Below are 21,763 nucleotides of genomic sequence, written 5' to 3' on the forward strand. Positions count from 1 at the left end.
CAGGTCCGCTCGGCGCAACGCTGCCAGCAATACAGGGCGCTGTGATAATGTTCCGCGCCCGTGAAACCTGTACGCGCAGGTACGGGTCTATCCGCTTTCTCCTCCGGTTCCCCGGGGTCGGCCGCACGACCCACCAACATCCGAGCCCATGAACGCCGACATGTCCTTCACCCACCTGATCCTGCAGGCAAGCCTGCTGGCGCAGCTGGTTCTCCTGGCCCTGGTCCTCGCCTCGATCTTCTCGTGGGCCGTGATCCTCAAGAAGCGCAAGCTGCTCGCCGAGGCCAACCTGGAGGCGGACCAGTTCGAGGACCGGTTCTGGAGTGGCGGCAATCTCTCGGACCTGTACGAGCAGCAGCGCCGTGCGACCAACAACCGCGGCCTGGCGGCGATCTTCGTCGCCGGCTACGAGGAATACACGCGCCAGCAGACCGGCGGGCACGCCGATAACGACGACGTCATCGCCGCCGTGCAGCGGCAGATGCGCGTCACCCAGGTCCGCGAAGTCGAGGCCCTGGAGGAAGGCGTCGCGCTGCTGGCGACGATCGGTTCGACCAGCCCCTACGTCGGCCTGTTCGGTACGGTCTGGGGCATCATGAACGCGTTCATCGCCATCGGAAACCAGAATCAGGCCTCGCTGGCGACGGTCGCGCCCGGCATCGCCGAAGCCCTGATCGCAACGGCCATGGGCCTGTTCGCCGCCATTCCGGCGGTCATCGCCTACAACTTCTTCACCCGTGGCGTCGAGAAGATGGAAAGCCGCTTCCACACCTTCGCCGAGGAAATGATCGGCATCGTCGATCGCGGTCTTCGCCACGGTGCCGCGAAGAGCTGATCATGGCCAAGCGCAAGCTGTCTTCCGACATCAACGTCGTGCCGTACATCGACGTGATGCTGGTGCTGCTGATCATCTTCATGGTCACGGCGCCGCTGCTGGTGCAGGGCATCCAGGTGGACCTGCCCGAGGCCGACGCCGAGTCGATGACCTCGCAGCAGGACGAGATCTACATGTCCGTCGACCGCGACGGCCAGCTGTTCCTCACCATCGGTGAGAACCAGGCCGAGCCGCTGAGCGACGAGCAGCTGATCGAGAAGGTCGGTGCCCTGGTCCGGGCCAAGCCCGAGCAGCTGATCTACGTCGAGGGCGACAGCGCGGCCGACTACGGGCACGTGGCTCGCGGCATGGCGCTGCTGCAGCGGGCCGGTGCGCGCAAGATCGGCTTCGTCACCAAGCCAGAAGAGGCGGCGAAGTAAACCCCAATGGTCGTCGAGCGTCGCTATCTGGTGATAGCAGCTGTCGGGCACGTGCTGCTGCTCGCCCTGCTGTCCGCCAGCGCCCTGTTCCATCGCCGGATCGAGGCGCCGCCGGTGATCGAGGTGGCGCTGATCGAGGATCCCCGCATCCAGCGCAAGGCCGAGGTCGAGCGCGAGCTGGAGACGCAGCGTCAGCGCGAGCTCGAGGAGCAGCAGCGCCAGCGCGAGCAGGAGCAGAAGGCCGCTGCCGAACAGCAGCGCCAGGAGCAGCAGCGGCGGGTCGAGGAACAGCGCAAGGCCGAGGCCGAAGCCAGGGAGCGGCAGAAGCAGGAAGAGACGCGGCGCAAGCTCGAAGAGGAGCAGCGCAAGAAGCGCGAGGAACTCGAACTCAAGGCCGATGCCGAACGCAAGCGGCGCGAGGAAGAGCAGCGCAAGATCGACGAGGAGAAGCGCCGACAGGACGAGATCCGGCGCCAGCAGGAAGAAGAAAAGCGGCGCCAGGAAGAAGAACGCAAGCGGCGCGAGGAGGAGCAGAAGCGCCTGCTCGAGGAAGAGCGCCAGCGCCAGCTCGCCGAGGCCGCGGCCGAGGCCGAGCGCATCCGCAAGCAGCGCGAGGCCGAGGAGAAGCGCCGGCGCGACGAGTTGGCGCGGATCATGGCCGAGGAAGAGGCGGCGCGCGCGGCCGCGGAGCGCCAGGCGGCACAGGCCCCCTGGGGGGCGATGATCGCCGAGAAGATCCGTCGCAACTGGACGCGTCCGCCGGGCTCCACCGACGATTTCACTTGCGTCGTCGAGATCGAGCAGATCCCCGGCGGCGAGGTGGTCAGCGCGCGGATCGTGCGCAGCTGCGGCAATGCGACGCTGGACCGCTCGGTGGAGAACGCCGTGCGCAAGGCCAGCCCGCTGCCACCGCCGCCGGATGCCTCCCTCTTCGAGCGGCGCATCCGGTCCGTCTTCTGCCCGCGACGGGATGGGTGCTAAGGTCCGCGAGCCGTTTTTCGGGGTCTTGAATTCAGCAGGGCTTCATTCACTTCACGTAGAACTCCCGGTCTTATGAAATCCCTACGATGGATTGCTGCGGTACTTCTCGCCGTCTCGGGCGTTGCCCGGGCCGAGCTCGAGATCACGGTGCAGGGTGGCGTCGAGCAGGCGCTGCCGATCGCGATCGTGCCGTTCACGCAGATTCCGGACGTCAAGCTCGACGTCGCCCAGGTCGTCGAGGACGACCTCAGGCGCAGCGGCCGCTTCAAGCCGCTGGATCGCCGTGACATGCTGCAGAAGCCGAGCGCCCCGGCGCAGGTCGACACTTCGGTCTGGCGGGCTCAGGGCATCGACAACGTCGTCATGGGACAGGTGTCGAAGACCGAGCAGGGGTACTTCGCGCGCTTCTTCCTGGTCGACAGCATTGGCGGCCAGCAGGTGCTCGGCTATGACATCCCGGCGCGCAGCGTCGACCAGATGCGCTATGTCGCGCACCAGATCGCCGACCTGATCTACGAGAAGCTGCTCGGCATCCCGGGCTACTTCAACACCAAGATCGCCTACGTGTCCGCCGAGGGCATCGGCTACCAGCGCAACTTCGAGCTGATCGTCGCCGACGCCGACGGCTGGAATCCGCGCGTCGTGGCCACCTCGCGCGAGCCGCTGCTGTCTCCGGCGTGGTCGCCGGACCGCAAGCAGCTGGCCTATGTCGGCTTCGAGCGCGGGCGCTCGGCCATCTACCTGCACACGCTCGCCACCGGCGACGTCAAACGGCTGGTGTCCGAACGTGGCATCAACGGCTCGCCGACGTTCTCGCCGGACGGGCGCTTCCTGGCGATGACGCTGTCGTTCGAGAACAACCCGGACATCTATGTCGTCGACCTGAAGACCGGCAACCGCAGGCGGCTGACCGATCACTACGGTATCGACACCGAGCCGGCATGGTCGCCGGACGGCAGCAAGCTGGCCTTCACCTCGGATCGTGGCGGCCAGCCGCAGATCTACGAGATCTCGGTCAACGGCGGCGACCCGCGACGGGTGACCTTCGAAGGACGCCAGAACCTGCGGGCCAGCTACTCGCCGGACGGCCGGTCGATGGCGCTGGTCAACAACACCGACGGTCGCTACCGCATCGGCCTGCTCGACCTCGGGTCGGGCGAGATGCGCGTACTCAGCAACGGCCCGCTCGACGAGAGTCCGAGCTTCGCGCCCGGCGGCGCCGTCGTGATCTATGCAACACAGGGCCGCAAGGGCGCCGAACTGGCGACGGTGTCCGTCGAAGGCAGCGTGCGCCAGAGCCTGCGGCAGTCCGGCGGCGACGTCCGCGAGCCGGCGTGGTCGCCGCTGATCCGCTGATCGGCGGCCCGGTCGTTCCCATCTGACAACGGTTTATCGAAGGAGTGAGGGTCATGAATAGCAAGATCTGGCTGCCTGCGGTGCTGGGCCTGGCGCTGGTGCTGCAGGCCTGCGGCTCGAACAAGGATCGGACGTCCTCGGACGGCACCTACGGTTCGACGACACAGACCAGCGAGCCGTACACGGATCGTATCGCGCCGCAGCCGGCGCCACTGGACGACAGCGGCTTCGATACGGCGGCTGCCGCCGAACGCGCCCTGTCGACGAACGTCATCTACTTCGACTTCGACGACACCGCGATTCGCGCCGAGTACCGCGGCGTCGTCGACGCCTACGCGCGTTTCCTCAAGGACAACCCGTCGGCGCGGCTGCGTCTCGAAGGGCACGCCGACGAGCGCGGTACGCGCGAGTACAATCTGGGCCTCGGCGAGCGCCGTGCGCTCGCCGTCGAATCCGCATTGCTGGCCCAGGGCGTGAGCCGCGAGCAGCTGTCGATTCTCAGCTATGGCGAGGAACGCCCCGAGGATCTGGGGCACAGCGAGAGCGCCTGGTCGAAGAATCGTCGCGTGCAGCTCGTCAGGCAGTAAAGTAGGGGCCTGACACACGGCGACTTTGAAGAGGATGCGTATGAACTGGCTGCGACTTACCGGCATCGTCTGCCTCACTGCGGGGATCAGTGCCTGCGCGAGCAGCGACTTCGGCGGACCGATCTCCGGCGGCGACCGGGACAACCTGTCGCCGGCGGAACGCAGGCTGCAGGCGGTCGAGTCGCGCGTCGCCGAGCTGTCGCGGCGGCTCGATGCCGTCAACCTGACCGGCATGGACCAGGAGAACCTGCGTCTGCGCGACGACCTGCGTTCACTGCGCGGCGAGCTGGAACGGCTGCGCTACGACGTCGACCAGATCCAGAAGCGCGCCCGCGACCAGTACATGGATCTCGACCGCCGCCTGCAGCGCCTCGAAGGCGGTGCCCCGGCCACCGTGGGCGGAACCGGCGGTTTTGCGCCGCTGCCGTCGACCGGCGCCCGCGTCGAAGCCAGCGGTACGGTGACGACGCCGGCTGCGGGAGCCGTCACGCCGCCGGCCGCGGCGGGAGGCGAGCGCGTAGCCGCCCCGGTGACGATTTCCTCGGGCTCGGGGGCTTCGCCGGAGGAAGAAGGCGCCTACCTGACCGCGTTCGACGCGCTCAAGAACGGCAAGTACGACGATGCGATCCGCGGTTTTCGCAGCCTGCTCGAGAAGTGGCCGCGCGGGCGCTACGCCGACAATGCGCTGTACTGGAGCGGTGAGGCCTACTACGTGAAGCGCGACTACCGTTCGGCGCTCGGTGCCTTCCAGGCCGTGCTGCAGCGCTTTCCGGACAGCCCCAAGGGTCCGGACGCGATGCTCAAGGTCGGGCTGTCGCAAATCGAGCTGAACCAGCAGGCCGAAGGCCGCGCGACGCTGCAGAGGCTGGTCGACACCTATCCGCAATCCAGCGCCGCACGGCTGGCGCAGCAGCGACTGGCGCCGGGTTGAAGCCGGCGGCGGATCAGGCCCGGAGCAGCGCGGAGAATCCCGACGGCGAAACGCGGCTGAAGATCACCGAGATCTTCTGCTCGTTGCAGGGAGAGAGCTCGTCGGTCGGCTGGCCCACGAGCTTCGTGCGGCTGACCGGCTGCCCGCTGCGCTGCCAGTACTGCGACACCGCCTATGCCTTCCACGGCGGGCAGTGGATGACGGTGGCCGCGATCGTCGACACGGTTCGCGCGCATGCCACCCGCCACGTCTGCGTCACCGGCGGCGAGCCGCTGGCACAGAAGGGCTGCCTGCCGCTGCTGAGCGCGCTGTGCGACGCCGACTGGCGCGTCTCGCTGGAGACGAGCGGTGCGCTCGATATCGGGAGCGTCGATGCGCGCGTGGTCCGCGTCGTCGACATCAAGACCCCCGGCTCCGGCGAGGTGCAGCGCAACCGTTGGGACAACCTGCCGCTGTTGCGCGATCACGACGAGGTCAAGTTCGTGATCTGCAACCGGGACGACTACGATTGGGCCTGCGGCGTCGTGCGCGAGCACGCGCTCGACCGGCGCGCCACCGTGCTGTTCTCGCCCAGCCAGTCCGAGCTGCCGGCGGCTGAACTGGCGGACTGGCTGCTCGCCGATCGCCTGCCGGTGCGCTTCCAGATGCAGCTGCACAAGGTGCTGTGGGGTAACGTGCCGGGCCGCTGAACACGACGGGACGAAGCATGGGATCCGAAGCGCGCAAGGCAGTGGTGCTGTTCTCCGGGGGGCTGGACTCGGCGACGGTGCTGGCGCTCGCGCGCGAGCAGGGCTTCGCTCTCCATGCGCTGAGCGTCGCCTACGGCCAGCGTCACGATGCGGAGCTGGCCGCCGCGCGCCGGATCGCAGAACGCGCTGGCGTGGTCGAGCATCGGTTGATCCAGGTGAATCTCGACGCGTTCGGCGGCTCGGCACTGACCGACCGGCGCATCGACGTGCCAGAAACGCCGAGCGAGGGTGTGCCGGTGACCTACGTTCCGGCCCGCAACACCCTGTTCCTGTCGCTGGCGCTCGGTTGGGCCGAAGTGATCGGTGCGCGCGACCTCTTCGTCGGCGTCAACGCCGTCGACTATTCCGGGTACCCGGACTGTCGTCCGGCATTCATCGAGGCTTTCGAGCGGCTTGCCCGCGTCGCAACCAAGGCCGGCGCCGAAGGGCAGTCCTTCGTCGTGCATGCACCGCTGATCAAGATGAGCAAGGCCGACATCGTCCGCACCGGCACCCGCCTGGGTGTCGACTACGCGCAGACGGTATCGTGCTATCAGGCCGATGCCGAAGGCCGTGCCTGCGGACGCTGCGATGCCTGTCGACTGCGCCGGGAGGGATTCGCCGCGGCAGGCCTCGCCGATCCGACACGCTACGTCGGCCAGCGGTAGGAGATGGGGGGCGATTTGGGTATCATTCGCGACCCTGTGATGCGACCGGGTCGTTAGCTCAGCCGGTAGAGCAGCTGGCTTTTAACCAGTTGGTCGTTGGTTCGAACCCAACACGACCCACCAGCATCGGCAGTCCGGTCGGGGTGTAGCTCAGCTTGGTAGAGCACCTGCTTTGGGAGCAGGGGGTCGCAGGTTCGAATCCTGTCGCCCCGACCACCTCACCGTCCGTGCATCGATTGAGGACGACGCGCCCTGTGCGGCAGCGACGTGCCCGCCTGCCGTAACGAACGGCAAACCCCTGTCGACGTCGTGGGCCGCGCCGCCCCGTGCGGCGGCTACGTCCTCTTCCGTTTCCCCGCCCGTGCCTTCGCCGGCTTCGCCGCTGATGTGCAGGGCCCCGCGAGACCGGCGGCGATGTAGTCGTAGAAGTAGCGCAACATGTCCAGCGGCCGCTCCTTGTACAGCCGGTCGACGCTGCTCATCGGCTCCTGGCCGAGCAGGGTGATGTCGGCCAGGCCGTGAATCACGTTGGCCGCCGCCATGTAGAGCTGGAAGTCCAGCGCCTCGGCGGACTTGTGCGGGAGCGCGCGTTCGAGGAAGGGCAGCAGACGCAGGAAATAGGGGCGCACCTTCTCGAGCATCAGCTTCTGCGCATCGGCGCCGGATTCCCAGGTCAGGCGTGACAGGAAGCGCAGGGCGCGCTCGCCTTCGTCGGATGTCTGGTGCAGGTGGACGTAGGGTGAGAGTCCGATCCGCACGATCTCGTCCACCGACGGCCTGCGCTCGCGGGCGACGGCATCGAGCTCGGCGATCGCTTCGGTCTGCAGCGGGCCCAGCATCTCGTTGACGTGGTCCAGTACCGCACGCACGAGCCCGAGCCGGTTGCTGAAGTGATAGTGGATCGCCGACTGGTTGGCGGCGCCGGCGGACGCCGTGATCCGCCGCAGGGATACCGCGCCGACCCCTTCCATCGCGAACAGCCGGAACGCAGCGACGACCAACGCCTTGCGGGTGGCGTCGTCGCCGGTCGCAGCGGCGATCGGAGCGGAGATCGTCTGGAGCTTTGCCATGCTCGGGCAGTCGTGCGGATGACGCGGCAGTGTAGCCGCAGCCCGTGGCAGCGACAATGCACTTGCATTAATGTGGGTGCATTACTACACTCCATCGCATCGAGACGGGGCAACAGACAGCGGCGAAACAGCCGCAGGTGCGAGGAGCCGAGGATGAGAATCGTGCGGGCGGGACTGCTGGCGCTGTGTCTGGCCGGCTGCGGTGGCAACGGCGAGCCGGAGGCGGATGTCGCGCCGCCGCAGGCCGAGGCTTTCGTGCGCGATTGCAGCTGGCTGTCGCACGAGGATCCGGAGCTGATGAACGTCTTCTTCCCGGATACCCAGGCGCACTACTGGCTCGGCGTGTTTGCGATCCCTCCGGGCGGCGAGCTGCTGCTCGAGGGCGAGTTCCCGCACGCCCGCTACATGTCGTTCAATCTCTACGATCCGACGCTGGCGCCGTTCGAGGGCATGAACGATGTGTCCATCGTGCCGGATGCCGGGTCGGTCAATCCCTTCGTGCCCGGGGCGGCGCGTGATGGGGACGCCCGGCGCTATACCCTGCGCGTCGTCGCCGAGGCGGCGCCGGAAGATCCGGCGCAGCGCGCACCCAACACGCTCTATGCCGGCATCGAGGGCATCCCGGTGCCTGGCGGCGTGATCATGTATCGCATCTACGTGCCGGACGAAGGTGCTTCGCTTGCCGGCAACGTCGATCTGCCGGACTTCCGCTACTTCCTGCCGGGCGGCAGCGAACTGCCGGTGCCCGACGCCTGCGCCTTTCTCGAGCAGACCCGGCTGGGCTCCGGGCTCAACGCGCAGCTCGCGTCGATGAACCTCTCGGTCGCGCCGATTCCGCTGTCGCCGACCGATCCGCTCGACTGGAAGCGCTTCCACAATCCGTTGCTGACCGTCGTCGAAAGGACCGGTCCGGTCATCGGCGATCTGCCGATCTACGACACGCTGCGCGGACTCGCGCTGGACAGCGGTCTGCAAGGCGGTTTCATGAGCAACCGCGACAATGCCTACATCGCGGCGGCGATCAACAACAGCGCGGGCGAACTGCTGGTCTTCGGCGCGCAGGCACCGACGACACCGCGCACCTACGAAGGTGCGCCGGTGATGGCAGCGGCGCAGCTGCGCTACCTGTCGATCTGCACGGTCGACTTCCCGACGCAGCGCTACTGGGATTGTCTTTACGACGAGCAGCTGCAGCGCGACGGGCAGGACCGTTACCTGGTCGTCATCAGCCACGCCGACGAGCGGCCTGCGAACGCCAGGCCCGAGTGCGGTGTGACCTGGCTCAACTGGGGTCCGCTGTCCGCCGCGGCCGTCATCCTGCGCAACATGCTGCCGGCGCCGGGCTTCCTGCAGGCGGTGCAGCAGATCGAGGCGCTCGATACCGAGCGCGAGGTGATGCAGGACTACTACCCGTACGGCACCTACACCGATCGCGTGGCCTTCGAGGCGTTGAGCATCGATCCGCAGGGCGGGGCAGACGCCTGCCGGGTGGACGCCAGCGCCCTGTTGCAGCGCGCCCGCGGCTGAGCGTTCCCGGAGTCCACATGTTGCGAATCCTTCCTTGCGGACGGGCGTTGCTGCCCGCGATCTGGTGCTGCCTGATGAGCGCCTGCGGCAGCAGCGCAGACGGCGGCGCCGAGCCGGCGCCGGTGTGGCCACAGTACGAGCGTCCGGCGTCGTTCGACGGCATTGCCAAGGTCGGCGGTCTGAAGATCGTTCTGCGCGACGGCATCAAGCTGTCGGCGAGCGTGCTGTTGCCTGCCGATGCGGACGGAGAGGCGGCGCAGGGGCCGTTCCCAGTGATCCTGACACAAACCGGCTACAACAAGAGCGTGCCGCTGCTGCGCACGTCCAACGAGTATTTCGTGCGTCGCGGCTATGCGCATGTCAGCGTCGACGTCCGTGGAACGGGCCTGTCGGAGGGCGAGTGGGAAGCCTTCAGCGAAACCGAGCAGGCGGACTACCGGGAAGTGCTCGACTGGGTGGCCGGCCAGCCCTGGAGCGACGGCCGCATCGGCACCTGGGGCGCGTCGTTCGCCGCGATCACGCAGTTGTTCACCGCGGCGCACCGGCATCCGGCCCACAAGGCGGTGTTCGCGATCGTGCCGATGGGCGACGCCTACCGCGACATCGTCTTCACCGGCGGCCAGATCAACGCCGGTTTCATTCCGCTGTGGATGGGCCTGGTGACAGCGCTGGGCCTGATTCCGGCCGAACCCGACCCGGCAGCGCTGCAGGTGTTGCCGCAGCATCTGCTCAGCGCGCTGACGAACTTCCAGGTGCCGGTCATCACCCGCTCCTTGCTCGGACTGGGCGATCAGAACCACGACGGACCGTTCTGGCGCACACGCTCGCCGCTGGAGGTCGCCGACCGCATCCGCACGCCGACCTTCGTCGTCGGCGGTCTCAACGACATCTTCCAGCGCGGCGAGCCGCTGCTCTACGAGGCCATCCGGCGCAACACCGAGGCGCGGTTGCTGATCGGACCGTGGATGCATGTCGCCGGATCGTCGGGCGAAGGGCTGCCGGCGGACGGCGTGCCCGATCTCGATCACATCGCGCTGATGTGGTTCGACCGCCATCTGCTCGGCATCGACAGTGACGCGGATGCGATTCCCGAGGTCACGCAGTACGTCTACGGGGCCGATCGCTATGTGACCAGCGGCGGCTGGCCGCATCCCGATGCGCGGGCACAGCGCTGGTATCTGGGTGACGGCGGTCTGCTGACGCGCGAGATGCCGCGGGCGGACGGGGGCGCGGTCACGGTGCTACAGCAACCCCTGAACGGGCTGTGCTCGACCAGCACCGCGCAATGGACGGCCGGCGTCATCGGCGCCGTGCCGCTGCCGTGCCAGAGGGACAACCGCTACAACGAGTTGCTCGAAGCCACCTACACGACGGCGCCGATGGTGCAGGACATGTACATCGACGGACCGATCCAGGCCGATCTGTGGATCTCGACGACGGCAGGCGACGCCGGCGTGCTGGTGCGCGTGACCGATGTGTCGCCCGACGGGGTCTCGCGCGAGATCACCAACGGCATTCTCACGGCGTCGCTGCGCGCGGTCGATGAAACGCGCTCGCGCTATCTCGACGGCGAGATGATCCAGCCGTGGCATCCGTTCACCGCCGACTCGCGACTCGAGGTCGGCCGCGGCAACCCGGTGCGCGTCCCGGTCGAGGTGTTTCCGACCAGCCTGCTGATCCGCGCCGGACACCGGCTGCGCATCACCGTCGGTGCCAGCGACTTCCCTCACGGTCTGCCGCCGCTGCCGGACCTCGTCGACCAGGCCGTCGGCCTGCTGACGATCCACAGCGATGCAGAGCGACCGTCGAGCGTCGTGCTGCCGGTCGTGCCTGCATCGGACATCGCTGCGCCGTCGCGCTGATGGCCGGCCCAACAGAACCATCGACGAGGAGGCACGCCATGCAGGCCAGGCGTTCGATTGCTGCGGTCTTCGCGGCTGCGTGGGCGGTATTCGCCGGTGGTTGCGGCAGTAGCAGCACACCCGGCTCGGCCGTTCCCGATCCGGTGCCGACAGCCTGCGATCCGCCGGCACTCAAGGCGGCAAGTCCGGGTGACGCGCAGGCGGATGCCGCCGGGCTCGGGCAGATGTTCGAGCAGATCGAGCTGGCGGGTCTGACGGACGTCGTCGTCGAGGCTGGCACCGGCGGACTGGCCACGGCCGATCTGAACGGCGACGGCCTGCCGGATCTGTTTGCCGTCAGCGAGGAGGGCCTGTTCCCGGATGCGCTGCGCCTGTACATCAACCAGGGATGCTGGCAGTTCGTCCGCGAGACCGTAACGCTGATCAATCCGGGCGGGCTGCCCGAAGGCAATCACGCCATTCCGGTGTTCGCGGATTTCGATGGTGACGGGCTGCTGGACTTCTATCTCACCGGCGATCCGGCCACGCTCGGCACCGAGCCCCATCCGAACATGCTGTTTCTCGCCCGCGGCGACTACCGCACCTTCGAAGAGGTGGGGCGCCGCATGGGCGTGGCCAGCGAGACGGCCTACAGCCGCCAGTCCTCCGTTGCGGACATCGACGGCGATGGCTGGCTCGACATCGCCGTGGCCGCAGACCAGATCGGCGATCGCACGTTCCGTCCGGGCGTGCCCTGGCAGCGGCTGTTCCTGTATCGGCCGGCTTCCGGGTCTTCGCGCTTCGAGGATGGCCACTTCGAGGACATCGGTGGCACGCCGACGATCCCCGGCTTCGGCGGCGAGCCGACCAGCGATCCCGGGCACGATCGCGCCTCGCCGAGCATCCTGCTGCGCGACATCGACGAGGACGGCGACATCGACCTGGTGCAGAGCTACCACGTCGACATGCTGTTCTCGCAGTGGTTTCACCCGCAGGCGACCGGCGAGAACCATCACGGCGTATTCGTGTGGAAGAACCGGCGGGCGCAGATCGGCGCGCTGCACTTCGAACAGGAGCTGCCCGGAACCGGCGGCCTGGCCGAGGAAGGCTGGTCGCGCTACAGCGTCGTGCAACAGCAGTACGTGCCGGTGCAGCACGCCATCGGCCTGCCGTACCTGAGCGCGGCCGATGTCGACAACGACGACGATCTCGATCTGCTCGCCGTCGGACCGACCGACACCGGCTGGCATGTGCACACCGACCAGATCGCCGCGAAGTTCTGGCGCAACGAAGGCAACGCGGGCTTTCGCAGTGCGCTCGACGAGATCGGCCTCGGCGCGCTCGACTGGGGTTATGGCGAGTGGTTCGCGTTCATGGAGGCCGAACCGCCGCCGCTCGTCGACACCGCACAGGCGGTCGTCTGCGCCACGTCCAACCAGAAACCGAAGTGTCTGGCGCAGAGCCCGGCGGAACACAGCTTCTACCATGCCGATTCGGTCTGGGCGGACTTCGACAACGACGGCTGGATCGACCTGCTCGCCGTCGACCGGCGCGAGAACCAGACCGGTTACGGCAAGCTGCGGAACATGCTGTTCATGAATCGCGGCGACGGCCGTTTCGAGCTCAAGGCCACCGGCTTTTCCGGCATCGACGAGAACAGCATCGCCGCCGAGGCAGCCGATCTCAACGGCGACGGACTGCTCGATCTCTACCTGATGAAGGACGTCACCAACTCGTCGCCGTTCTCCCGCGACGACGGGCGGATCACGCCGCACAGCGAGTTCACCGACAGCGTCTTCTGGAACACGGGCGTGCTGGGCGGCCGCGACAACCACTGGGTCATCGTGCGTCTTTCCGGCCTGCCGCATGGCCGGCTCGTCGGGGCAAAGCTGCGTCTGCGCGATGCGCAGGGGCGTCTGCTCGGGCGGCGCGACCTGTTTCCCGTGACCTCGTACAAGACTTCGGTGCACCTCGAGGCGCATTTCGGTCTGGGCCGGACGACCTCGCCCCGGCTCGAGATCGAGTTGCCGGACGGCGGCATCGTCCAGGCGGGGGCGCTGACCATCGACGCCGTCGTCGAGGTCGACGTCGCCACCGGGAGCGTCTCAGTCGTGCGCAGGGCCACCGGCCAGCGTGCGGCGGAGGACGCGTCATGACGAGCGTCGCTATCCGTGTGTTCGCCGTGGCGTTGTCGTCGGTGCTGCTGGCGGCCTGCAGCAGCTCCGAGTTGCCGCAGATCGCGCCGCCGGTGGCGCCGGGCGAGTGCGGCGACCACACGCCGTACCGCAACGCGTACTTCGGCGACCTGCACGTGCACACCGCGTACTCGTTCGATGCCTACCTGTTCGGCAATCACGTGAACGATCCGCAGATCGCCTACGACTTCGCCAAGGGCGAGCGCATCCGGCTCAACGACAGCGCCAGGGGAGAGCGCTACGTCCAGCTTCAGCATCCGCTGGATTTCGCCGCGGTGACCGATCACAGCGAGTACGTCGGCGAGGTGCGCATGTGCACCGATCCCGAGCAGAGTCCGCTCGCCTATCACGATCCGCTGTGTCTGCAGTTCCGTACCGCGCAGCCCGGCGACAGTGTCGGCTTCCTGGTCTGGGGGCTGCGGCTGACGCGGCCGTATTACGGCCGGCACCTGTTCTGCGTCTACGGCGACTGCCCCGCTGCCGCGCAGAGCGTCTGGGAGCAGACCGTCCGCGTCACCAACGCCGAGAACGCGCCCTGTCGTTTCACCGCATTCAACGGGTACGAGTACAGCCCCTCGTCCGACGGCAGCCGCATGCACCGCAACATCATCTTCCGTGGCAACGAGGTGCCGCAGGCGCCGGTCAGCTATTTCGATGCGCCGGAGCCGATCGAGCTGTTCCGCCGGCTCAATGACGTCTGCAGGCCGGAGGACGGCTGCGAGTATCTGTCGATTCCGCACAACTCCAACCTGTCGCACGGGCGGCTGCTGTGGGCCGATCCCGAGCGCTTCTCCGATCCGCAGTACGTGGCGGATCTGCGCGAGATCTCGCGGCTCAATCCGGTGCTCGAGATGATGCAGATCAAGGGGGCCAGCGAGTGCAAGCTGGGCCTGGGCGGCAGTACCGACGAGGAGTGCGAGTTCGAGCAGGTGCGGGCCAAGCCGCTGTGCTGTGACGCTGCCAACGGCATCACCGAGCACTGTGTCGATCCGCTGCCATCGGTGCCGTTCCGTGGAGAACCGAACTGCCACGAGGTCTGCCCGGGCGACCGGCCGCGCGCGTTCCAGAACGAGCCCGACAACTCGCAGGGATGTCTGGCCAGCCACGACTTTCTTCGCGGCGCATTCCTCAAGGGCATGGCTGCGCAGAAGACCCTCGGCTTCAATCCGAATCGCTATGCGCTGATCGGCTCGACCGACAATCACAACGCCGCCTCGGGCGACACCGAAGAAGCCGGCGGGCCGGGTGCGGTACTCGGCTGGGAGGGCGCGCACGGCGGCCAGGACGACGACCCGGAAGAGCGCTTCGACGTGCTCACGAATATCGGCCGCATCACCAACCCCGGCGGACTCGCCGGCATCTGGGCCGAGCAGAACACGCGTGAATCACTGTACGCCGCGCTGATGCGGGGTGAGGTGTTCGCCACCAGCGGCACGCGTCTGCGGCTGCGGCTGTTCGCCGGCGACTATCCGTCCGGACTCTGCAACGAGCCGGACGAGCGCCTCAAGCGCATCGCCTACGAACAGGGGGTGCCGATGGGCGGCGACATTCCGCTGACGGCGGCCGGCATACCGCGCTTCCTGGTCCAGGTTCTCGCCGACCGGCACCCGCTGCAACGCACGCAGATCGTCAAGCTGTGGGTCGATGCGCAAGGGCAGGGGCACGAACGGATCTTCGAACTCGGCCGCTATGCCGAGCCTGCGGCGGTCGACGAGCAGTGCGGGGTGCGGTTCTCGGTCCCGCCGGAGTCGCGCATGTCCGCCTGCCATGAGTGGCAGGACCCGGATTTCGATCCCGCGCAGGCCGCGAGCTACTACGCGCGCGTGTTCGAGGATCGCAGCTGCCGCTGGACCGGGCACCTGTGCGCCGCATTGCAGCGGTCCGGCGAGTTGCACTGCGCCGACCAGCCGCAGCACCCCTGCTGCACCAGCGGCGAGGACGCGGTGATCAAGGTCCAGCAGGAGCGCGCGTGGTCATCGCCACTCTGGTACGCGCCGGGGTCGCCATGAGCACGCCCGATCGCGGCCCGACGGCGTGGGTCAAGCTCCGAGCGGGGCCGGAACTGCTGATGATTGCGCTCGGAGTGCTCGCCTTCGCGGTGGACGCGCTGCGCGTGCAGTCGTCGCTGCCACCGGTGCCGGGCGAAGACCGGCGCATCGAAGTGCCGGCTGCGGAAGCCCCGCGACAGACACCGCTGGCCCTTGCCGACGATGCCGTCGGCCAGCGGGGCGGCGAAGCGGAGACCGCGCGCTGGATCCGCGCGGAGGTGTTGTATCGCGAAGCGCTGCGCCTGGGCCTCGACGAAGGCGATGTCATCGTGCGGCGTCGTCTCGTGCAGAAGATGGAGTACCTGCTCGAGGGCATGAGTGCCGTTCCCGAGTTCTCGCCGGCGGAAGTCGAGCGCTACTTCCACACGCACGCGGAGCGCTATCGGCAGACGCAGGCCTACACATTCACGCACCGCTTCTTCAGCAGCGAGCGCGGGATCGATGCAGCCACCGCGCGTGCGCGCGAGGCGTTGTCGCAGTTGCGCGACGGCACGGCACTCGCGGAGACACTCGGTGACCCGTATACGGACGGCAACCGCCACGGGCAGATGCCGGCAGCGCGCGTGTTGCAGCGCTTCGGCGACGCGTTCCTGCAGGGTCTGGATCGCGCGCCGGCGGGCGAGTGGTCGGGACCGCTGCGCTCGCGGCACGGCGTCCATCTGGTGCGTCGCGAGCGGACGCATCCGTCGCGACTGCCGTCGCTCGATGAGGTCCGTGCAACCGTCGTGCGTGATCTGGTCGATGAACTGCGTCGCCGCCAGGTCGAGCAGCGCTACGGAGAGATCGAGGCGCGATATGAGATCGCGCGGCGCTGACAAGTGGCGAGCGCTGACGCTGGCCTTGCTGCTGGCAGGGTCGGGCGCGGCCGTCGCACACGAGTTTCGCATCGCCTATGTCGAGGTGCGCGAGGACGACGCCGATCGCTACCACGTGTCCTGGCGCGCGCCGTTGCCGTTGTCGGCGCCGCCGCCGGTGACGCTCGTCGCGCACCCGGACTGCCGGCTGGACGCCCGACGGCAGCTGACGCTGGAACGGCTCCAGGTGCGCGACTACCAGCTCGATTGCCGCGCCGCGCAAGCGTCCGGCTGGATCGCCCTGCGCGGACTGGAACGGGTACCGGACGACGCCCTGGTCACGATCGTCCGCGGCGACGGCAGCGAACGGTCGGTGCATCTGCGGGGCACCCGACAACGCGTCGATCTGGCGGCGCCGGCGGCGGCGAGTCCGGCCGCTGGCAGCCTGTTCGCCGAAGGGGTCACGCACGTGCTGGGCGGATACGACCACCTGCTCTACATCGCACTGCTGTTCCTGTTCCTGCGGCGCGACTGGCGTCAGCTGCTGGTGGGCGTCACCGTGTTCACCGGCGCGCACAGCCTGACGCTGGGTCTGGCGGCCGTCGGCTGGCTGCGGGTCCCGGTGCGGCCGGTTGAGGCCGTGATCGCGCTCACGATCGCCTACTTCGCCGTCTCGCTGCTGCGGGGGCGCAAGCCGCAGGGGACGGCGTGGCGCTGGCAGGCGGTGATTGCGCTGTGCGGCCTGGTCCACGGCCTCGGCTTCGCGAACAGCCTTGCCGGCCTCGGCCTATCGCGTGAGACGATGCTGTGGGGACTGTTCACGTTCAACCTGGGCATCGAGGCCGCGCAGCTCGCCTGTGTCGGGCTGGCCGGCGGGCTCGTGCTGGCATGCCGCCGCCTGAAGCTGTCGCGGGATCTCGGGCACGCCGCCGAGCACGGTGCAGCCCTGTGCGCGGGCGCGGTGGGCGTGTACTGGTATCTGCTGCGGCTGCTCGCCTGAACCGATGGCTCGGCAGTCCCCGCCGCCGGGTTCACGCCGCTAGCGCAGCGCCTCGAGCGATTCCCAGCGCGCATAGGCCATCGCCAGCTCGCGTTCGATTTCCAGCAGCCGCGCTTCCACCTGTGCGATCGCCGCGCGCTCGCCGGCGTAGAAGTCCGGTGCGTTCATCCGGGCGGCGAGTGCGGCTTGTTCGTCCTCGAGCTTCTCGATCCGCCGTGGCAGGGCGTCGAGTTCACGGCGCTGGCGGGCGTCGAGTGCCGGACGCGCGGCCGGTGGCGTTGCCGCCGGCGTCGGCGAGGGTCGTAATGGCGGGGAGGGCGCGACCGGCGCGGGTGCCGGGCGCTGGCGCAGCCAGTCGGCATGGCCGCCGACGTAGTCGCCGACGGTACCGCCGCCTTCGAAGACCAGGCTGCGGGTGACGACGTTGTCGAGGAATTCGCGGTCGTGGCTCACCAGCAGGACCGTCCCCTGGTACTGGATGAGCTGCTCCTCGAGCAGGTCCAGCGTTTCCATATCGAGGTCGTTGGTCGGCTCGTCGAGCACCAGCAGGTTCGACGGCTTGCTGAAGAGCTGCGCCAGCATCAGTCGCGCGCGCTCGCCGCCCGACAGCACCCGCACCGGCACACGCGCCCGGTCCGGGGTGAACAGGAAGTCCTGCAGGTAGCTGATCACGTGACGGCGGTTGCCGTCGATCTCGACGAACTCGCGACCGTCGCCGACGGCATCGATCGCGGTCATCTCCTCGTCGTGCAGCGCGGCACGCAGCTGGTCGAAGTAGGCGACCTCGAGCTTGCTGCCCAGGCGCACGCTGCCGCTGTCCGGCGTGAGCTGCCCGAGCAGGATGCCGAGCAGGGTCGTCTTGCCGGCGCCGTTGGGGCCGATGATGCCGATCTTGTCGCCGCGCAGGATGGTCGTCGACAGCCTGCGGATCAGTTCGCGCCCATCGAAGCCGTGACTGACCGCATCGAGTTGCGCGACCAGCCGCCCGGAGCGCTCGGCTTCCTGCACAGCGAGCCGGACGTCGCCTTCGCGGTTGCGGCGCTGGCTGAACTGCTCGCGCATCTGCAGCAGGGCCTTGACGCGCCCGGCGCTGCGCGTACGGCGCGCCTCGACGCCCTTGCGGATCCAGGCTTCCTCCTGTGCGAGCTTCTTGTCGAACAGGGCCTGCTCGCGCGCCTCGGCGTGCAGGGCTTCGGCCTTGCCACGCAGATACGCTTCCCAGCCGCCGACCCAGTTACTGAGCCGGCCGCGGTCGAGGTCGCAGATGCGCGACGCCAGACGGCGCACGAAGGCGCGATCGTGGCTGACGAAGATCAGTGCGCCGGAAAAATCGAGCAACAGGTCTTCGAGCGCGGCGATGCTGGGGATGTCGAGATGATTGGTCGGCTCGTCGAGCAGCAGCACGTCCGGCGACGACACCAGCGCGCGTCCGAGCAGCACGCGGCGCTTCTGCCCGCCGGACAGCGCGGCGAAGGCCGTATCTGCCGGCAGATCGAGTCGCGTCACCACGGCCTGTACCTGGGATTCGACGTTCCAGGCGTCGTGCGCCTCGATGCGCGCCTGCACCGCGGCCAGGCGCGACAGGTCCGGCTGCGCCGCGTGCGCGATCTGGTGATACTCGGCCATCAGGGCACCGATCTCGCCGAGACCATCGGCGACGACGTCGTAGACGCTGCCGGCCTGGGCGGCCGGCACGTCCTGCTGCAGGCGCGCCAGCTTGATGCCCTGGGCCCGGATCAGTTCGCCGCTGTCGAGGTTCTGTTCGCCGGCGAGCACGCGCATCAGCGTCGACTTGCCGGCGCCGTTGCGGCCGACCAGGCAGACCCGTTCGCCGGCGACCAGCGTGAACTCGGCCGCGTCGAGCAGGACGGTGTTGGCGATGCGCAGGTGTGCGTTCTTGAGGCCGAGCAGCATGGCGCGCGACGAGGCAGGGCGATGAAAGGGCGCCAAGTGTAGCCGCGGTCGTGCCGGGATCGCCCCGACGCGCGGAATGTCAGGCTGCCGCTAAAGTACCGCGCACCGAGGCCGGTAGCGGAGCCCCGTGAACAACGGATACGAAGTCGTCGCGATCATCGCTCTGGGTATGGGCCTGGTGTTCTGGGTCACCGACCGCGCCAGCCCGACGAGCCGCACGCTCGCGTTCTTTCTCGGCCTGCTCGGTGTGTCGGTATTCGGCAACGCGCAGGTGGTCGACCACTGGCTTGAGACGCCGTTGCCGGCCTGGGTGCGCCTGATCGGCCTGCTCGACGCCGCGGTGTTCATCGCCGGCTGCCAGTGGGGCCTGCGCGTGTCGCAGACCGTCAGCGACGTGCCGGACGAGGATCGTCAGGACCGCCTGATCCGCATCGCGCAGGCGCTGAGCCTGCTGTACGCGCTGATGGTGGCCGCGGCGCCGGAGCTGCGTTACCACGAGCTGGCGCTGGCGCTGCGGGAACAGCGCCTGCCGTCACCGGCATTCGCCCTGTTCGTGATGCCGGCGCTTGCGGCCGGCGCGCTGGTGCTGTTCGCGGGCGTGCTGCTGCTGCGTCGCCGCCCGGATCAGGCCGAACAGGTGCGCATCTTCGCCGCACTGGCGGCGATGCCGGTGCTGACGGTGGCCCTGGTGCTGCCGGCGCGGATCGCACCGCTGGCGCTTGCGGTCGGCGAGGTGATCTTCCTGTACGGCGCCCTGCGCTACTACATGATTCTCGGCGCGCGCGGCATGTTCATGTCGCAGTTCCTGTCACCGCAGGTCGCCGCGCTGGTGCGCGAGCGCGGGCTGCGTCACGCGATGGCGCGCAAGCGTGTCGACGTCACCGTGGTCTGCTGCGACATCCGCCGCTTCACCGCCTACGCGCAGGCGCATTCGCCGGAGCAGGTCATGCGTCTGCTGCGCGCCTACTACGCCGCCGTGGCCGCGGCCGCGCAGGACTTCGGCGGCACGGTCAAGGACATGGCCGGCGACGGTGCGCTGATCCTGATCGGTGCGCCGGTGCCGTACCCGGACCGCAGCGCGCGGGCGATCGGCCTGGCGCGACGGCTGCAGGCGCGCGTGCGGCCCGTGCTCAAGCGCTATTCGCCGGACCTCGGTCTGGGCGTGGGGGTGGCCGGCGGCAGCGTCGCCGTCGGCATCGTCGGCGAGGGCGGCCGGTACGAGTACATGGCCGTCGGGCCCGCGGTGAACCTCGCGTCACGCCTCTGCGACAAGGCGCTCGATGGCGAGATCCACATCGACGAAACGACGCTGCAGGCCAGCGGCGAGTCGCTGCCGGCGCGCCGACGCCGTCGCTACGTGCGCGGCATCGGCGTACTGGTGACGACCTACGTGCTGGAGAGCGGCGACTGAGCCGGCGTCAGCACTTCATCCGCAGCGTGCGCTGCGTGCGGGCCTCGACATAGCTGATCGTCGATTTCTTGAAGATCAGGTCGACGAACAGCTCGCAGTAGTGTTCGCCCAGGCGCCAGCTCATGCACACGCTCTTGGCGTTGGAGTAGACCAGCGCGAAGCGGCCGTTGAACGCCGGGTACTGCGAACGGAACTCCATCAGCCGCGTCAGACGGCGCACGACCGACTGCTTCACCGCCGCGTCGACCTCCTCGAGGCTGTAGCGATGCCGGTTGATGTCGCGCAGCTCGCCGGTCGACTCCATCAGTTCGTGGTCGTTGGTGCCGGCGAGCCAGCCGACGTAGTAGACCTGCGGAATGCCGGGTGCGAAGAACTGGATGGCGCGCGCGGCGATGTAGGCGTCGTCGTTCTGTTTGAGCGCGTCGTAGTACGTGCAGGTGAGCTGGTAGATCGCGCCGACACTGTGCACGTTCGCGGCCGAGCGCCGCATGATCGGATCGGCGGAACGCTGCGAGACGTTGTCGACCACCGCCTGGATCATGTCCTGCGGCACGATCCCCTCGACGTCTGGGATGCAGATGCCGTCGTGCGTGTCGAGTACCGTGATCTGGTTGCGCGGACACATGCGCAGCCACTGCTTGAGATAGCGGCTGTCGGCGTCGAGCAGCGCATGCAGCAGCAGCATCGGCAGCGCGAAACCGTACGGCCGCATGCCGTGCAGCCCGATCGCGTACTGGTAGCTCGGGTGGTCGTGGACCTCCGGCAGCACTTCGGCGCCGTGCTCGGCGGCCGCGTCGCGGATCCAGCGCAGGATCTCGTAGACGTCCGGTTCGACCAGAAAGCAGCTGGTTCCGAGCTTCTTGGTGGTGTAGCCGAAGGCGTCGAGCCGGAACAGCTTGGTGCCGCGCGCCGTCAGGAAGCGGATGTAGTCCTCCATCAGCGCGTAGGTGCGTTCGGAGTTGTAGTTGAGGTCGATCTGGTGCTCGGTGAACGTGCACCAGACGCGCTCGCTGGTGCCGTCGGCGAAGCTGATCTCGCGGAACGGCTCCTTCTCCTTGCGGATGTGGATCTTGGCCAGGTCGTCGGGCGTGATCTCGCCGAGCTGGTCGACGTGCACGAACAGATCCGCGTGCTCGGAGCGATAGCCGTTCTGCAGGAAGTCCTGGAACTCCGGCGAGGCGTCGGAAATGTGGTTGATCATCAGGTCGAGGCACAGGTCGTAGTTCGACGAGATGCGCTCGATGTCGTCCCAGGCACCGTAGACCGGGTCGACTTCCTTGTGCGTCAGCGGCGAGAAGCCGCTGTCGGCATTGGACGGATAGACCGGCAGGATGTGCACGCCGCCGATCGCGCGCGACAGGTGCTGGTCGATGACGGTGCCGAGGTCGGCGAGATTCCGGCCGAGACGGTCGGGATAGGCGATGAGCTGGACCTGGTTGCGCAAGGGCAAGGGGATTC

18 protein-coding genes and 2 tRNA genes are annotated in these 21,763 nt (G+C 68.2%); 17 read left to right on the forward strand and 3 right to left on the reverse strand.

The window, feature by feature from the left end:
• Positions 1–148 precede the first annotated feature (148 nt).
• From tolQ to C8D93_RS10170, 10 genes are all read left to right on the forward strand, one after another.
• A complete protein-coding gene (gene tolQ / locus C8D93_RS10125) occupies positions 149–835 on the forward strand; it encodes a protein TolQ (protein ID WP_110265061.1) in 687 nt (228 codons plus the stop codon).
• A gap of 2 nt (positions 836–837) precedes the next feature.
• Positions 838–1,254 carry a protein TolR gene (tolR, locus tag C8D93_RS10130; RefSeq protein WP_110265062.1) on the forward strand — a complete coding sequence of 139 codons (417 nt, stop codon included), beginning with the start codon at positions 838–840 and terminating at the stop codon, positions 1,252–1,254.
• A 6-nt stretch (positions 1,255–1,260) separates the two neighbouring features.
• Positions 1,261–2,235 (forward strand): cell envelope integrity protein TolA, encoded by a 975-nt coding sequence (gene tolA, locus C8D93_RS10135; RefSeq protein WP_110265063.1) that lies wholly within the window; start codon positions 1,261–1,263, stop codon positions 2,233–2,235.
• Positions 2,236–2,307: 72 nt separating this feature from the next.
• On the forward strand, positions 2,308–3,591 hold the full coding sequence (tolB, locus tag C8D93_RS10140; protein WP_110265064.1) for a Tol-Pal system beta propeller repeat protein TolB: 1,284 nt from the start codon (positions 2,308–2,310) through the stop codon (positions 3,589–3,591).
• 53 nt (positions 3,592–3,644) lie between these two features.
• Positions 3,645–4,178, forward strand: a complete 534-nt coding sequence (gene pal / locus C8D93_RS10145) for a peptidoglycan-associated lipoprotein Pal (RefSeq protein ID WP_110265065.1) — start codon at positions 3,645–3,647, stop codon at positions 4,176–4,178.
• 40 nt (positions 4,179–4,218) lie between these two features.
• Positions 4,219–5,109 carry a tol-pal system protein YbgF gene (gene ybgF, locus C8D93_RS10150; protein ID WP_170123979.1) on the forward strand — a complete coding sequence of 297 codons (891 nt, stop codon included), beginning with the start codon at positions 4,219–4,221 and terminating at the stop codon, positions 5,107–5,109.
• Complete coding sequence (gene queE / locus C8D93_RS10155) at positions 5,106–5,798, forward strand: 7-carboxy-7-deazaguanine synthase QueE (RefSeq protein WP_245903876.1); 693 nt, start codon at positions 5,106–5,108, stop codon at positions 5,796–5,798. Before ybgF ends, queE begins: the two co-directional genes overlap by 4 nt.
• 17 nt (positions 5,799–5,815) lie before the next feature.
• Positions 5,816–6,505, forward strand: a complete 690-nt coding sequence (gene queC, locus C8D93_RS10160) for a 7-cyano-7-deazaguanine synthase QueC (RefSeq protein WP_110265067.1) — start codon at positions 5,816–5,818, stop codon at positions 6,503–6,505.
• A gap of 47 nt (positions 6,506–6,552) precedes the next feature.
• Positions 6,553–6,628: transfer RNA gene (locus C8D93_RS10165), tRNA-Lys, on the forward strand.
• Positions 6,629–6,644: 16 nt separating this feature from the next.
• Positions 6,645–6,721 (forward strand) — tRNA-Pro (locus C8D93_RS10170).
• A 119-nt stretch (positions 6,722–6,840) separates the two neighbouring features.
• Here the strand turns inward: C8D93_RS10170 and C8D93_RS10175 are convergent.
• Positions 6,841–7,575 carry a TetR/AcrR family transcriptional regulator gene (locus C8D93_RS10175; protein WP_110265068.1) on the reverse strand — a complete coding sequence of 245 codons (735 nt, stop codon included), beginning with the start codon at positions 7,573–7,575 and terminating at the stop codon, positions 6,841–6,843.
• 153 nt (positions 7,576–7,728) lie between these two features.
• Here C8D93_RS10175 and C8D93_RS10180 point away from each other — a divergent pair, with 153 nt between their 5' ends.
• The 6 genes from C8D93_RS10180 to C8D93_RS10205 are packed head-to-tail and all read left to right on the forward strand — an operon-like array spanning position 7,729 to position 16,980.
• Complete coding sequence (locus tag C8D93_RS10180; protein ID WP_110265069.1) at positions 7,729–9,102, forward strand: hypothetical protein; 1,374 nt, start codon at positions 7,729–7,731, stop codon at positions 9,100–9,102.
• Positions 9,103–9,119: 17 nt separating this feature from the next.
• Complete coding sequence (locus tag C8D93_RS10185; protein WP_110265070.1) at positions 9,120–10,964, forward strand: CocE/NonD family hydrolase; 1,845 nt, start codon at positions 9,120–9,122, stop codon at positions 10,962–10,964.
• Between the two features lie 38 nt (positions 10,965–11,002).
• Entirely contained in the window at positions 11,003–13,099 is a 2,097-nt protein-coding gene (locus tag C8D93_RS10190; protein ID WP_170123980.1) for a CRTAC1 family protein, read from the forward strand.
• A complete protein-coding gene (locus C8D93_RS10195; protein WP_110265072.1) occupies positions 13,096–15,147 on the forward strand; it encodes a DUF3604 domain-containing protein in 2,052 nt (683 codons plus the stop codon). Before C8D93_RS10190 ends, C8D93_RS10195 begins: the two co-directional genes overlap by 4 nt.
• A complete protein-coding gene (locus tag C8D93_RS10200) occupies positions 15,108–16,001 on the forward strand; it encodes a peptidylprolyl isomerase (RefSeq protein ID WP_211307289.1) in 894 nt (297 codons plus the stop codon). Before C8D93_RS10195 ends, C8D93_RS10200 begins: the two co-directional genes overlap by 40 nt.
• The gene (locus tag C8D93_RS10205) at positions 15,982–16,980 is read left to right on the forward strand and encodes a HupE/UreJ family protein (RefSeq protein ID WP_170123981.1); all 999 of its coding nucleotides are present in this window, start codon (positions 15,982–15,984) and stop codon (positions 16,978–16,980) included. Before C8D93_RS10200 ends, C8D93_RS10205 begins: the two co-directional genes overlap by 20 nt.
• A gap of 39 nt (positions 16,981–17,019) precedes the next feature.
• Here C8D93_RS10205 and C8D93_RS10210 read toward each other — a convergent pair whose 3' ends face one another.
• Complete coding sequence (locus tag C8D93_RS10210; RefSeq protein ID WP_110265075.1) at positions 17,020–18,894, reverse strand: ATP-binding cassette domain-containing protein; 1,875 nt, start codon at positions 18,892–18,894, stop codon at positions 17,020–17,022.
• 127 nt (positions 18,895–19,021) lie between these two features.
• Between C8D93_RS10210 and C8D93_RS10215 the strand changes: the two genes are divergently transcribed.
• On the forward strand, positions 19,022–20,305 hold the full coding sequence (locus tag C8D93_RS10215; protein WP_110265076.1) for an adenylate/guanylate cyclase domain-containing protein: 1,284 nt from the start codon (positions 19,022–19,024) through the stop codon (positions 20,303–20,305).
• Between the two features lie 7 nt (positions 20,306–20,312).
• Here C8D93_RS10215 and gtfA read toward each other — a convergent pair whose 3' ends face one another.
• Positions 20,313–21,755, reverse strand: coding sequence for a sucrose phosphorylase (gene gtfA, locus C8D93_RS10220; protein WP_110265077.1), 1,443 nt, complete (start codon positions 21,753–21,755; stop codon positions 20,313–20,315).
• Positions 21,756–21,763 lie beyond the last annotated feature (8 nt).

It is taken from the genome of Sinimarinibacterium flocculans, from assembly GCF_003201205.1.
GTDB lineage: Bacteria > Pseudomonadota > Gammaproteobacteria > Nevskiales > Nevskiaceae > Solimonas > Solimonas flocculans.